Genomic DNA, 12,895 nt, shown 5'->3' with positions numbered 1-12,895 from the left:
CCATAACCTTTCGCGCTTGGAATTCCACTCGCCATTGGGCAAAGAACACGCGATTTTCCCCATGAGCGCGTCTCTCTCTCTTTCCAGCCCCGGTGCTGCCCTGTCTCGTCCCCTGCGGCGATGGCTTGGCGGTGCGGCATTGGCGCTTGCGCTGATGGGCGGCGGCTATGCCTTGGTGGCGCAGGTCGCAGGCGAACGCGGGATCGCGCCGACTGCTGCCAGCGCCGATATTGAAGTGCGCGGCATCAGCGTCGATGTGCAGGGCAAAAGCGCCGAAGACGCCCGCGCCAATGGCTGGCGCGAAGCCCAGCGCAAGGCGTGGGCGCAGATCAAGGGGCCGAAACTCTCCGACAGCCAGCTTGACGGTCTGGTCTCGGCCATTGTGATCGAGCGCGAGCGGCTTGGCCCGCGCCGCTATATCGCAACGCTGGGCGTGGTGTTCGATCGCCAGCGTGCGGGCAGCTATCTTGGCGGCGCGCAGCAGGCGTCGCGGTCGGCCCCGCTGCTGCTGATCCCGGTGGTCGAAAGCGGCGGCGCCTATATCACCTTTGAACAGCGCAACCCCTGGCAGCGCGCCTGGGCCGAGTTCAATCCGGGGGCAAGCCGGATCGACTATGTGCGCTTGAGCGGCGCGGGCGGCGATTCGCTGCTGGTCAATTTCGGGCAGGCCGGGCGGCGCAGCCGGGCGTGGTGGCGCAGCACGCTTGACCAATATGGCGCAACCGATGTTCTGATGGCCTTTGCGCGGCTCGACCACCAATTTCCCGGCGGGCCGGTCAGCGGCACCTTCACTGCCCGCTTTGGCCCGGACAATCGCCCGCTTGAAACCTTCACGCTGAAGGCCGACAGCCCCGATGCGGTGCCTGCGATGCTGGCACAGGCGGTTGAGCGGATGGACGGGATTTTCACTGCCGCCCTTACCGCTGGCCAATTGCGTCCCGATCCCAGCCTGAGGCTGGGCGCAGGCGGCCAGATTGATCCGGCGATCCAGCAGCTGATCGATATCGGCCGTGCAGCGCAAGCGCGCAAGGCGGCGGCGGCAGCAGCAGCGGCGGCAAACGCCGGGGTGCCCCGGATCGAGGCGCTGCCCGTGACAGGGGTCGAACCGGGCGAGGTCGCGGTGCGCAACTTCACCGTCCAGTTCGCCACGCCCGATGCAGCGGCCTTCGATGCGGCGCTGGGCGCGGTGCGGGGCGCGGGCGGGGTGCGCGGAGTGGGCGTCACCAGCACGGCGATTGGCGGCACGTCGGTGATGAGCGTGGCGTTTGGCGGCTCCATCGACGATCTGGCCGCCGCATTGGAAGCGCGCGGGTTCAGCGTGCGGCGCGGGCCCAATGCGCTTGCCATCAGCCGCTAAGGCAGTCTGGCGCAGACCGCGCGATGGCTGATCCGGAGCTTCCGTCCCAGATTGCGCTGCCGCTGTCAGGTTCGCTGCCGCTCAAGGCCCAGCGGATTGTGGTCGGCAATGCCAACGCCGCCGTGATCGATGCGCTGCAATCGCCTGATCGCTGGCCGTTTCGCGTGGCGGTGCTTGCCGGTCCGCCGCGATCGGGCAAAAGCCTGTTGGGGCGCTGGGCGCTGGGCCTGCATGGGGCAGGCCAGCTGGAAGTGATCGACGATGCCCCCGGCTGGGATGAAACCGCGCTGTTCCACTGCTGGAACGCCGTGCAGCAGGGCGGCACCCGCGAAGGGGCGGCCTTGCTGCTGATCGCCACCACGACCCCGCACACAGAGGGCTGGCGCATCAGCCTGCCGGACCTTGCCTCGCGCATTGGCGGTTCGTTGCAGCTTGCCATCCAGGCTCCCGACGATGTGATGGCCGGTGAGCTGATCCTTGCCCATGCCGAGGCGCGCGGCCTGAGCCTGCCCGACGGCGCGGCAGATTACCTCGTCCCGCGCACCACCCGCAGCTTTGCCGCGATCGAGGCGCTGGTGGCGACGATTGATCGCATCTCTCTTGAACGTCAGACGCCCGCCACCATGTCTGTCTGGCGCGCTGCGCTGGAGGCTCTGCACGGGCCGGAGCAGCAGCGCCTCTTGTAGTGGCCGATTGCATTGGCTGACCTTTGGTGGAATGTGTGGGGCGATGTTCGAGCAGTTGATCAGCTATCTGGATTCTGTGCGGGCGCGCGATCCGGCGCCGCGTTCGCGCTGGGAAATCCTGCTCTATCCCGGTGTCTGGGCGCTGGGCTTTCACCGCGTCGCGCATTGGCTGTTTGAAGCGCAGCTGTATTTTCTGGCGCGGGTGGTGAACCACATCGGTCGGCTGCTCACGGCCATCGACATCCATCCCGGTGCCACCATCGGGAAAAACTTCTTCATCGACCACGGCTTTACCGTGATCGGCGAAACGGCCGAGATTGGCGACAATGTCACGATCTACCAATGCGTTACGCTGGGCGGATCAAACCCCACCAATGGCAAGGGCGGCAAACGCCACCCGACCTTGTGCGACAATGTGATTATCGGTTCCGGCGCGCAGATCATCGGGCCGATCGTGGTGGGTGAACGCGCGCGCGTGGGCGCCAATGCGGTTGTGACCGATGATGTGCCGGCAGGCGCCACGATGATCGGGCTGAAGGCGCGCTCGACGCTGGTTCCGGCGGACGAATGGCTGCGCGAATTCATCCCCTATGGCACGCCCTGCGATGATCCGCCGTGCGACGATCAGGGCCGCCCCCGGCGCGATTGCGTCGAAAAGCTGGAGGCTGAAATCGCTGCCATGCGGGAAGAAATGGCGCTGATGAAGGCGATGCTGGCCGAGCGTAGCGTGCCGCTCCCTCCAGCCCCTGAACCCACCCCCGAACCGGTGGCCGCGCCGGTGCGTCTGCGCAAGCGCGCGGCCAAGGACTGACGCTTGACCAGCCCACCGCACAGCCCGGGCGGTTCGGGACAGGTGGTCGCCTTTCCGTCGCGCGCCGCCGATCAGGTCGGGTTTGAACGGCCCGAGTTGATGCGCATTCTCGATCTGTATGGCCGCATGGTCGCTGCCGGGGAATGGCGCGATTATGCGATGGATTTCGATCGCCACGCCGCCACCTTCGCCGCCTTCCGCCGCGCGGCGGAGCGCCCGCAGGCGCGGGTGGAAAAACGCCCGGCCTTGCGCGGCAAGCAGGGGATGTGGACGCTGTTTGGCGAACACGGCCAGGTGCTGAAACGCGGCCACGATCTGGCCGGGGTGCTCGCCCCGATGGAGCGGCGGTTGCTGAAGGCCGTGGACGACTGAGCTTGCAAAGCAAAGGCCCGCCCCTGCGCAGGGGACGGGCCTTGATGGCGTTAGCTGGCCGCGGGTTTAGCCGCGCGCGCTCGCAGGCCCCGTGCCAGTGACCTTCTGCATCGCTTTCAGAATATTGCCCGATTGCTCGCTGCCCGATTGCGGGGCGGTGAGGTTGGTGAAGGCGTTGATTTCCTCCCAGCGGGCGGCAAAGCCTTCGACCGTGCGGTCTTCATCCTTCAGCCACACCGCATCGTTCATCACGGTCCACGACGAGTGGAACCCGCCCGCGCCCGCGCCGACGATGGCGTTGGTGGGCGCATCGTCCGAAACGAGGAACAGCGCGGCCGGAACCACGTTTTCCGGCGCGAACAGCTTGAAGGCTTCTTCGGGGAACAGGTCTTCGGTCATGCGGGTGCCCGCGACCGGCGACAGGGTGTTGCAGCGCACGTTGTACTTCGCGCCTTCCAACGCCAGCGTCTTGGTGAGACCGGCTAGGCCCAGCTTGGCCGCGCCATAGTTCGCCTGGCCGAAATTCCCGAACAGCCCGGTGGACGAAGCGGTCATCAGCACGCGGCCATAGCCCTGCTCACGGAAGGTTTCCCAGCACGCCTTGGTGGCAAAGGCGCTGCCGGTGAGGTGGACCTTGACCACGAATTCAAAGTCCGCCGGCTCCATCTTGATGAAGGTCTTGTCGCGCAGCACGCCGGCATTGTTGATGAGGACATGCACGCCGCCCCACTTCTGCTTGGCGTCGGCGACCATCTTTTCCATCTGGTCGTATTCGGTCACAGACGCGCCGTTGGCGATGGCTTCGCCGCCCATCGCCTCGATTTCAGCGACCACCTGCGCGGCGGCATCAGACGTCCCGGTGCCGTCACGCGATCCGCCAAGATCGTTCACCACAACCTTCGCGCCGCGCCGGGCGAGTTCCAACGCATAGGCCTTGCCAAGCCCGCCGCCCGCACCGGTGACGATGGCGACCTTGTCCTTGAAGCTGATGGTCATCTGGGTTTCTCCTGTCCAAAGATGCGGCGCGGTTTACGCCTGCGTAAAGCAAATTGCGGGCGCTGCGTGGCACTTTCGCGCGATGCTTGCAACTGCCGAGGTGACAGGGGGCTGTGCCGTAAGGTCAGGCGGCCGGATGAAGCGCGGCAAGGGCGGGAATCAGGGCGCTGAACGAATCGATCACACCATCCGCGCCCAATTCATGCGGCGGCTTGTCGCAGTAGCCATAGGCCGCCGCGATCACCGGGACGCCAGCGGCCTTGGCGGCGCGCACATCATAGGTGGAATCGCCGATGAACACGAAGCGCCCGCCGCCCAGTGCTTCCCTTGCGGCAAGCACCGGGGCGGGGTGGGGCTTGGCGAGGAATTGGCCGTCAGGGCCTTTGCCCATGCTGTCCCCGCCGATCACGGTTTCGAAAGTGCCGATCAGATCAAGCTGGGTCAGCACGCTGCGGGCAAAGGCTTCAAACTTGTTGGTGACCACGGCCATCCGCACGCCCTGCGCGGCCAGATCCGCCAGCACCTCGCGCACGTGCGGATAGGGTGCGGTGTGGACCGCATTGTTCGCCTCGTAAAACCCCAGCATGGCCTTGTAGAGCCGCCGGAATTCTTCATCGACCACGCCGCCCTGTGCGTCCAGCGCGCGCGCCAGCATGATCTTGGCCCCGCCGCCGATCAGATCCTTGCTCGTTTCAACCGACACCTCGGCAAAGCCCCCCAGCACCAGCGCATGGTTCACCGCCGCGCCCAGATCGCGGAAGGTATCGAGCAGCGTGCCATCAAGGTCGAAGCCGATGGCGTCAAAGGGGATCGTCGTCATGGTGCGTCCGGTGCCGGATGGTTCTTCAAACCGCAAGCAATTGCTGGCAAGCGCAGCTTTCCCTAAGGACAGCGCATGACCGATACGACTTACCCCTTTGCCGCCATTATCCTTGCCGCGGGCAAGGGCACCCGCATGAAAAGCGACACGCACAAGGTGCTGCACTCCATCGCGGGCAAGCCGATGCTCGACCACCTGATGGCGAGCGTTGCCGAACTTGCGCCGCAGCGTCTGGCGGTGGTGGTGGGCGCGGGGCGTGACCAGATCGAGGCGGCGGTGGGAGAGCGGGCGGTGACCTGCCTGCAGGAGCCGCAGATGGGCACCGGTCATGCAGTCGCACAGGCCGAAGGCGCCTTGCACGGCTTTGCGGGCGATGTGTTGGTGCTCTACGGCGACGTACCCTTCGTCAAGGCGAGCACGATGCGCGCGATGCTGGAACGGCTGCACGGCGCTGACAACCCTGCTGCCGTGGTGCTGGGGTTCGAGCCTGACGATCCGCTCGCCTATGGCCGGGTGATTGCCGATGATGACGGCCGCATTATCAAGATGGTCGAATACAAGGATGCGGACGAGGGCGAGCGCGCCTGCCGCTTGTGCAATTCCGGCCTGCTGGCGGCCCGCGCCGAAGACCTGTTCGCGCTGCTCGCGCGGGTCGGCAATGATAATGCGCAGGGCGAATATTACCTCCCCGACATCGTCAACATCGCCATCGCTGACGGGCGCAGATGCGCTGTCATCACTGCGGCCAGCGAGCATGAAGTCGCCGGGATCAACTCGCGCGCCGAACTCGCCGATGCCGAAGCCCGCTGGCAGGCCGCCCGCCGCAGCCGCGCGATGGACGAGGGCGCGACCCTGATCGCGCCCGAGACGGTGTTCTTCAGCCACGACACGGTGCTGGGCCGCGATGTGACCATCGAACCCAACGTCTTCTTCGGCCCCGGCGTCACCATCGCCGACAATGTCCTGATCCGCGCCAACAGCCACATCGAAGGCGCAAGCCTTGCCAGCGGCGTGAAAGTCGGCCCGTTTGCGCGCCTGCGTCCCGGCACGGTGCTGGGCGAGGGCAGCTTCATCGGCAATTTCGTCGAGGTGAAGAACGCAGTGCTGGGTGCCGGTGCCAAGGCCAGCCACCTCACCTATCTTGGCGATGCCACGGTGGGCGCGGGCGCGAATATCGGGGCGGGCACGATCACCTGCAATTACGATGGGTACTTCAAGTACAAGACCGTCATCGGGCCGGGGGCATTCATCGGCTCGAACTCGTCACTGATCGCGCCGGTCACCATCGGCGCCGATGCGATTGTGGCGGCGGGCAGCGCGGTCAGCCGCGATGTCGCGCCCGGAGAGCTGCGCATGGTGCGCGCCGAGCAGCTGGTGAAGGACGGCTGGGCCGACCGCTTTCACGATGCGATGAAGAAGAAAAAGGCAGCGGAGAAAAAGGGGTGAGCGACACGCCGAATTGCTGGCTGTGCGCCCGCCCGCTGGGCGATATCGTCCAATGGCATCACCCCGTGCCCAAGGCCAAGAAGGGCAAGGTGAAGGTGCCGATCCACCCGATCTGCCACAAGACGATCCACGCCAACTTCACCAACAACGAATTGGCGCGCATCGGGGACAAGGCCAGCGTCATTCGGGACAATCCCGCCATCGCCAAATTCGTCGCGTGGATTGCCAACAAGCCCGCCGATTTCGACGCACCGACGCGTTGATTGCGGCGCGCATACCTCCCGCCCCACCTCCCCGCCCGGCCACCAAAGCTACCTCGGGCAATGGTAACCGGACGGGAAGGTAGGGCGGGAGGGCAAAGCAACTCAGGAACCTTTGCGCGCGCCAAGGGCTCAATGGCGAGGAGCCTTGCATAAAGGAAGCTGAACCATGAACACCCGCCGCTGGATCGCCGCCGGGCTCGGCCTAGCCGCTGTAGGAGCCGCCGCCGTGTATGCCCAAGTTCGCAACGCCGAAGAGCCGGAATTCACGGTTATCCGCACGCAAGGCGGGTTTGAACTGCGCGATTACCCGGCGCTGGTGGTTGCGGAAGTCACCGCGTCAGGCGACCGGCAGCGCGCCAGCGGGGCGAGTTTCCGCCGGCTTGCGGCCTATATCTTCGCGCAGGATCGCCCCCAAGGCGGGGAAAGCATCGCCATGACCGCGCCGGTGCTCCAGCAGCAGACGGCAGCAGGCCAGTGGCAGATGCGGTTTGTGATGCCCGCCAAATATACGCTCGAAACCCTGCCGCCTGCGCCGTCCGACATTACGCTGGCCCGGGTGCCCGCGCGGCGGATGGCGGCGATCCGGTTTTCGGGCCATGGCAACGCGGACGATCTCGACGCGCGCGAGGCGCAATTGCGCGGCTGGCTGGCGGCGCAGGGTCTTGCGCCTGCGGGCGCGGCTGAATTCGCCTTCTACAATGCGCCGATGGTGCCCGGCCCGCTGCGCCGCAACGAGGTACTGATCCCCGTTGCAGCGCCATAGGCTTCAGGCATCCTGCATCCGCGTCTCGTCGCCGCCGCTGGCGAGATAGTCCGCCTCCCACTGGTCGAACTCGCTGCGGCTCAGCAGATAGCGGGTCCGCGCTTCATGGAAGCTGATGGCCCGGTCGCGCACAGCGCGCACCACTTCGTCCTTGCGGGCCTTCGACCAATGGACCCGGTGGGTCTTGGGAAGCTGGTTGTAGCTCTTGATCGCATCGGCGATCGAAATGTCTCTAGGGTAGGCCATCGTTTCTGATCCTCATCAATGCTCATCGCCCCCGATGGACCCAGTTTTGACGGCGCGGCCTAACGAGATGCTGCCAAACAGGGTTAATTCTGTATTGATGAAACGCACCGTGCTGTGCGCAGGACGAATGGAGCCGAAGTGTCGGCTGGCTTTACAGGCACAGCGCTACCTTGCGGCGGCGCATGCAAAAAGGGGCGGCCCCCGCGGAGCCGCCCCCTTGATGTGGTGACATAGGCCAGCGATCAGCCGCCCGGCTGGGGCGCCATCAACCGCTGCATCAGATAGATGAATTGCAGCGCCTGAAGCTTCGCGCGCTGTTCGTTGTCGACCCCGCCCGAATGGCCGCCGGTCGTATCCTCGAAGTAGTAATAGGGCTGGCCCAGCGCCTTCAGCTTGGCCGCGCCCTTGCGCGCGTGGGCGGGGTGGGTGCGGTCATCCGCGGTGGATGCCCACAGAAACGGGGAAGGGTAGTCCACGCCCGCCACGATCTTCTGATAGGGCGAATAGCCATCGATCCACGCGCGCTGTTCGGGGATGCGCGGATCGCCATATTCGCCGATCCACGATGCGCCGCGCCCGATCAGGTGATAGCGGACCATGTCGAACAGCGGGATCTGCACGATCGCCGCGCCGAACAGGTCGGGCCGCTGGGTAAAGGCGGTGCCGACCAGCAGACCGCCCTGGCTGCCGCCCTGAATGCCAAGATGCTGCGGCGAGGTGAAACCGCGCTTCACCAGATCATCGGCCACGGCGATGAAATCATCCCAGGTGCGCTGCTTGTTTTCGCGGATCGCGCTCTGGTGCCAGCCGGGGCCAAATTCGCCCCCGCCGCGCATATTGGCCAGCACATAGGCGCCGCCCTTTTCCACCCACATCTTGCCGGTTGGCCCCAGATAGGCGGGCAGGCGCGGCACCTGAAACCCGCCGTAACCGGTCAGCAGCGTGGCGGTGGAGCCATCGGCTTTCATCCCCTTGGGCTTGACGATGAAGTAGGGGATCTTGGTCCCGTCCTTGCTGGTCGCCTCGTGCTGTTCGACCGCCATTCCGGCCGGATCGAAATAGGCCGGGCTGGTCTTGAGCACGGCCGGCGGGGCAGTGCCATCGGAATAATACAGCGTGGTCGGCTCAAGAAAGCCGGTCACGGTGTACATGATCTGGTCGGTCTCGTCGGAAGATGCCGCAATGCCCAGCGTGGCATTATCGGGCAGGGGCACGGGCTTGCTGACCCATTGGCCGCCCTCAAAATTGAATTGCAGCACCTTGCCGACCACATTGTCGAGCAGCGCCACAAACAGCGCAGTGCCTGTCACGGCGCCGCCCTACTTGGTCTGGCGTTCACCCGGCGCCCAGACCAGCGCCTTCTTCGCGCCGTTGGGGTTGGCCTTCCATTCTTCCAGATTGACCGCGATCAGGCTGTCGGCGGGGAAGGTCTGCCCGTCCACTGTCCAGTCGACATCGGTCGAGATGAGCACGTGCCCATCGACAATCCCGTAGAGCGAGGCTTTTTTCGGAATGTCGAGTTCCAGCCACTGGCCGTTTTGCTCGACGTAGTTGATGCTTTCGTGGAAGCTGATCCCGCGAAAGGCGGTGCGGGCGTGGATCGTGCCGGTGTTGTCGCGCAGCAGACTGGCGCCCGCCCAGACATCGGAGGCCTCGCCCCGGAAGATTTCGGGAGCGTCCTCGATCCGGGTGCCGCGCTTCCAGACGCGGCTGGTGAAGGGGTATTCGCTTTCCGTCAGCGTGCCTTCGCCAAAACCGCGGCCGACCAGCAGGGTGTCTTCATCGATCCACTGGATGCCGCCCTGGCTTTTCGCATCGAGCACAAAGCCGCCTTCGACGAATTGCTTGGTCGCCGTGTCGAATTCGCGCATGATCGTGGCATCTTCGCCGCCATCGGACAGGGCGATCATGCACTTGTTCAACGCGGGCGGCAGGCAGGTCGAGCCCTGATAGACCCACTCCTTGCCTTCGGCCTTGGCCAGCGCATCAACATCGAGGATGGTTTCCCACTCCGGCTTGTCGGTCCGGTAGCTTTCCAGCGTGGTGCGGCGCAGCAGGCCCTTGGGGTTCGCCTTGTCCTGCCAGAAATTATACAGGCCATCAGGGCGGAAGCTGACGAAGGGGATGCGGTCTTCGCTGTCGAAGATCGCCAGCGCTTCGGCCTTGGCCTGCGCATAGCGCGGATCGGCCTCGAAGGCGGCGAGGGTGCGCTCGTTCTCCTTGGCGACCCATGCGAGCGCCTCGGGGCTGCGGGCTTCTTCCAGCCAGATATAGGGGTCTTGCTCAGGGCCGGGGATCGGGGCCTCGGCAGCAGGAGCGGTCTGGGCCTGTGCGGCGGTTGTGGATGCGGCGGTCATGGCAAGCGCCAGTGCGAAAGTGGAGACAAGTTTCAAGCGTCCTCTCCTCGGGGGAAATCAGGGCGCTGTTGTGCCGGGGGCAAGGCATAAAGGGAAGGGGATTCAAACAAAAAGGGCGAGCCATCGGCCCGCCCCTGTTGTGCGTTCGTCGAATGGTGGGGGGTTACCCCTCGACGTGTTCGGCCAGCACGGTGAGGCCCGTTTCATTGACCTCGGCAAAGCCGCCGCGCACCTGGATCACCACCGGCGCGGAATTGGCCGTGGCAAACACCTGCAGCGCCCCGTCGCGGATGGTCGACATGAACGGCGCGTGGCCTTCCAGCACGCCGAATTCACCTTCCGTGCCAGGGACGACCACCATGTGGACGTCTTCCGAACGGACAAGCTTGGCCGGAGTGACGAGTTCGAAGTGGAGGGGCATGATGCCTTACGCCTCTTCAGCCATCTTCTTGGCCTTGGCGATCACATCGTCGATCCCGCCAACCATGTAGAACGCCTGTTCGGGCAGGTGGTCATATTCGCCGTCGACCACCGCCTTGAAGCTCTTCACGGTGTCTTCGATCTGCACGAACACGCCCGAGATGCCGGTGAAGACTTCGGCGACGTGGAACGGCTGCGAAAGGAACTTCTGGATCTTGCGCGCGCGGGCAACGATCGTCTTGTCCTCTTCCGAGAGCTCATCCATCCCGAGAATGGCGATGATGTCCTGCAGGCTCTTGTACTTCTGCAAGGTTTCCTGAACGCGGCGGGCGGTTTCGTAGTGCTCCGCGCCGACGACGCGGGGTTCGAGCACGCGCGAGGTCGAGTCCAGCGGATCGACCGCCGGGTAGATGCCGAGTTCCGAAATCGCGCGGTTCAGCGTCGTGGTCGCATCCAAGTGAGCGAACGAGGCAGCAGGCGCAGGGTCGGTCAAATCGTCCGCGGGAACGTAGATCGCCTGCACCGAGGTGATCGAACCCTTGGTGGTCGAGGTGATGCGCTCCTGCAGCTTGCCCATGTCGGTCGCGAGGGTCGGCTGATAGCCCACGGCCGAGGGAATACGGCCGAGCAGCGCCGACACTTCCGAACCGGCCTGCGTGAAGCGGAAGATGTTGTCGACGAAGAACAATACGTCCTGGCCTTCAACGTCGCGGAAATATTCCGCCATGGTCAGGCCCGACAGAGCAACGCGCGCGCGGGCGCCCGGGGGCTCGTTCATCTGGCCGAACACCAGCGCCACCTTGGAGCCTTCCGAGGTCGCATTGCCATCGGCGTCCTTGGCGATAACGCCGGCGTCGAGGAATTCGTGGTAGAGGTCGTTACCTTCGCGGGTGCGTTCACCCACGCCCGCGAACACCGACACGCCGCCGTGGCCCTTGGCGATGTTGTTGATGAGTTCCTGGATCAGCACGGTCTTGCCCACGCCCGCGCCGCCGAACAGGCCGATCTTGCCGCCGCGCGCATAAGGCGCGAGCAGGTCGATCACCTTGATCCCGGTGACGAGGATCGCCGCGTCGGTCGACTGGTCGATGAATAGCGGAGCTTCGGCGTGGATCGGCATGGTGCTTTCCGCACCGATCGGGCCGCGCTCGTCGATGGCTTCACCGATCACGTTCATGATGCGGCCCAAGGTCTTGGGGCCAACCGGCACCGAAATCTGCGCCCCGGTGTTGATGACTTCGCTGCCGCGGGTCAGGCCCTCGGTCGCGTCCATCGCAATGGTGCGCACGGTGTTTTCGCCAAGGTGCTGGGCGACTTCGAGCACCAGCGTCTTGTCGCCGTTGCGGGTTTCGAGCGCGGTCAGAATCGCGGGCAGTTCACCCGGAAACTGCACGTCGACGACAGCGCCGATGACCTGGCTGATGGTGCCGTTGGTGGTCTGGTTGAGAGCGGGGGCGGTGGCCATGATTGTTTCCTTGGCTTTCGATTAGAGCGCTTCTGCGCCCGCGATGATTTCGATGAGTTCGGTGGTGATCGCCGCCTGACGCTGGCGGTTGTAGATGATCGTGAGCTTGCTGATCAGCTCGCCCGCGTTGCGCGTGGCGTTGTCCATTGCGGTCATCGAGGCGCCTTGTTCGGATGCCTCGCGTTCCAGCAGCGCCCCGAACAGCTGGGTGCGCACATAACGCGGCAGCAGCTCTTCGAGGATTTCTTCCTCGCTAGGCTCGTATTCCACCACCGAATCCAGCGGCACGGCATCGGTCGGGGCGGGGACAGGGATCAGCTGGTTGATGGTCGGGTCCTGCGCCAGTGCCGATTTGAAGGTCGGGTAGACGAGGTGCGCGACATCAAACTTGCCCGCGTCAAACATCGCGATCAGCTCGTTCGCGATGGCTTCGGCCTCGGCGAAACCGGGCGTCTTGACCGTGCTGGTATCGAAGCCTGCGCCGATCAGAGTCGGAAATTCGCGCTTGAGCGGCGCGCGGCCCTTTTTGCCGACGAGGTAGAATTCGACCGTCTTGCCAGCAGCAATCAGCTCCTTCGCCTTCAGCTTGGCGGCCTTGACGAGGTTGGAGTTCAAGCCGCCGCACAGGCCCTTGTCGGTGTTGACCACCACCAGCAGGTGGCGCTGATCCGACCCGGTGCCTCCGAGGAGCTTGGGGGCACTATCCCCCGCAACCTTGCCCGCCAGCGACGCCATCACCGCGGCAAGGCGCGTGGCATAGGGCCGGCCGGCCTCAGCCGCCGCCTGCGCACGGCGCAGCTTCGCAGCCGCAACCATCTGCTTGGCCTTGGTGATCTTCTGGGTCGATTTGACCGAGTTGATCCGACCTTTGAGTTCCTTCAGTGAGGGCACTG

At 65.0% G+C, this 12,895-nt stretch carries 15 protein-coding genes; 7 read left to right on the top strand and 8 right to left on the bottom strand.

Translation table 11 applies throughout. The features are described from left to right. The first annotated feature begins 61 nt into the window (after positions 1-61). From C0V72_RS04435 to C0V72_RS04420, 4 genes are read left to right on the top strand one after another with little or no spacing between them, the layout of a single operon-like run. Positions 62-1,357 carry a hypothetical protein gene (locus C0V72_RS04435; RefSeq protein ID WP_101792019.1) on the top strand — a complete coding sequence of 432 codons (1,296 nt, stop codon included), beginning with the start codon at positions 62-64 and terminating at the stop codon, positions 1,355-1,357. Positions 1,358-1,380: 23 nt separating this feature from the next. Next, complete coding sequence (locus C0V72_RS04430) at positions 1,381-2,043, top strand: HdaA/DnaA family protein (RefSeq protein WP_101792018.1); 663 nt, start codon at positions 1,381-1,383, stop codon at positions 2,041-2,043. Between the two features lie 43 nt (positions 2,044-2,086). Continuing rightward, the gene (gene epsC / locus C0V72_RS04425; protein WP_233999776.1) at positions 2,087-2,854 is read left to right on the top strand and encodes a serine O-acetyltransferase EpsC; all 768 of its coding nucleotides are present in this window, start codon (positions 2,087-2,089) and stop codon (positions 2,852-2,854) included. Positions 2,855-2,857: 3 nt separating this feature from the next. Then, positions 2,858-3,226, top strand: a complete 369-nt coding sequence (locus C0V72_RS04420; protein WP_442792551.1) for a DUF2794 domain-containing protein — start codon at positions 2,858-2,860, stop codon at positions 3,224-3,226. A gap of 66 nt (positions 3,227-3,292) precedes the next feature. Here the strand turns inward: C0V72_RS04420 and C0V72_RS04415 are convergent, their stop codons facing one another. After that, complete coding sequence (locus C0V72_RS04415) at positions 3,293-4,222, bottom strand: SDR family NAD(P)-dependent oxidoreductase (RefSeq protein WP_101792017.1); 930 nt, start codon at positions 4,220-4,222, stop codon at positions 3,293-3,295. A 124-nt stretch (positions 4,223-4,346) separates the two neighbouring features. Beyond that, the gene (locus tag C0V72_RS04410; protein WP_101792016.1) at positions 4,347-5,042 is read right to left on the bottom strand and encodes an HAD-IA family hydrolase; all 696 of its coding nucleotides are present in this window, start codon (positions 5,040-5,042) and stop codon (positions 4,347-4,349) included. Between the two features lie 75 nt (positions 5,043-5,117). Between C0V72_RS04410 and glmU the strand changes: the two genes are divergently transcribed. The 3 genes from glmU (at position 5,118) to C0V72_RS04395 (ending at position 7,514) form a co-directional block, all read left to right on the top strand. After that, positions 5,118-6,488, top strand: a complete 1,371-nt coding sequence (glmU, locus tag C0V72_RS04405) for a bifunctional UDP-N-acetylglucosamine diphosphorylase/glucosamine-1-phosphate N-acetyltransferase GlmU (RefSeq protein WP_101792015.1) — start codon at positions 5,118-5,120, stop codon at positions 6,486-6,488. Next, positions 6,485-6,751: an HNH endonuclease gene (locus tag C0V72_RS04400; RefSeq protein ID WP_101792014.1), complete on the top strand. Its 267-nt coding sequence runs from the start codon at positions 6,485-6,487 to the stop codon at positions 6,749-6,751. Before glmU ends, C0V72_RS04400 begins: the two co-directional genes overlap by 4 nt. Positions 6,752-6,917: 166 nt before the next feature. Then, complete coding sequence (locus C0V72_RS04395) at positions 6,918-7,514, top strand: SOUL family heme-binding protein (RefSeq protein ID WP_101792013.1); 597 nt, start codon at positions 6,918-6,920, stop codon at positions 7,512-7,514. A gap of 3 nt (positions 7,515-7,517) precedes the next feature. Here C0V72_RS04395 and C0V72_RS04390 read toward each other — a convergent pair whose 3' ends face one another. The 6 genes from C0V72_RS04390 to C0V72_RS04370 form a co-directional block, all read right to left on the bottom strand. Continuing rightward, positions 7,518-7,760 (bottom strand): DUF1153 domain-containing protein, encoded by a 243-nt coding sequence (locus C0V72_RS04390; protein WP_101792012.1) that lies wholly within the window; start codon positions 7,758-7,760, stop codon positions 7,518-7,520. A gap of 242 nt (positions 7,761-8,002) precedes the next feature. Next, the gene (locus tag C0V72_RS16575) at positions 8,003-9,070 is read right to left on the bottom strand and encodes a prolyl oligopeptidase family serine peptidase (protein ID WP_233999775.1); all 1,068 of its coding nucleotides are present in this window, start codon (positions 9,068-9,070) and stop codon (positions 8,003-8,005) included. A gap of 9 nt (positions 9,071-9,079) precedes the next feature. After that, complete coding sequence (locus C0V72_RS16570; RefSeq protein WP_233999774.1) at positions 9,080-10,153, bottom strand: hypothetical protein; 1,074 nt, start codon at positions 10,151-10,153, stop codon at positions 9,080-9,082. Positions 10,154-10,280: 127 nt separating this feature from the next. Beyond that, positions 10,281-10,538, bottom strand: coding sequence for an ATP synthase F1 subunit epsilon (locus C0V72_RS04380; protein ID WP_101792011.1), 258 nt, complete (start codon positions 10,536-10,538; stop codon positions 10,281-10,283). A 6-nt stretch (positions 10,539-10,544) separates the two neighbouring features. After that, positions 10,545-12,002 (bottom strand): F0F1 ATP synthase subunit beta, encoded by a 1,458-nt coding sequence (gene atpD, locus C0V72_RS04375; RefSeq protein ID WP_101792010.1) that lies wholly within the window; start codon positions 12,000-12,002, stop codon positions 10,545-10,547. A 21-nt stretch (positions 12,003-12,023) separates the two neighbouring features. Beyond that, positions 12,024-12,893 (bottom strand): F0F1 ATP synthase subunit gamma, encoded by an 870-nt coding sequence (locus tag C0V72_RS04370; protein WP_101792009.1) that lies wholly within the window; start codon positions 12,891-12,893, stop codon positions 12,024-12,026. Positions 12,894-12,895: the final 2 nt, after the last annotated feature.

This window comes from Porphyrobacter sp. TH134, from assembly GCF_002855495.1.
GTDB lineage: Bacteria > Pseudomonadota > Alphaproteobacteria > Sphingomonadales > Sphingomonadaceae > Erythrobacter.
Note: the sequence above shows the minus strand (reverse complement) of the source record. Positions and strands in the feature narration are given on the sequence as shown.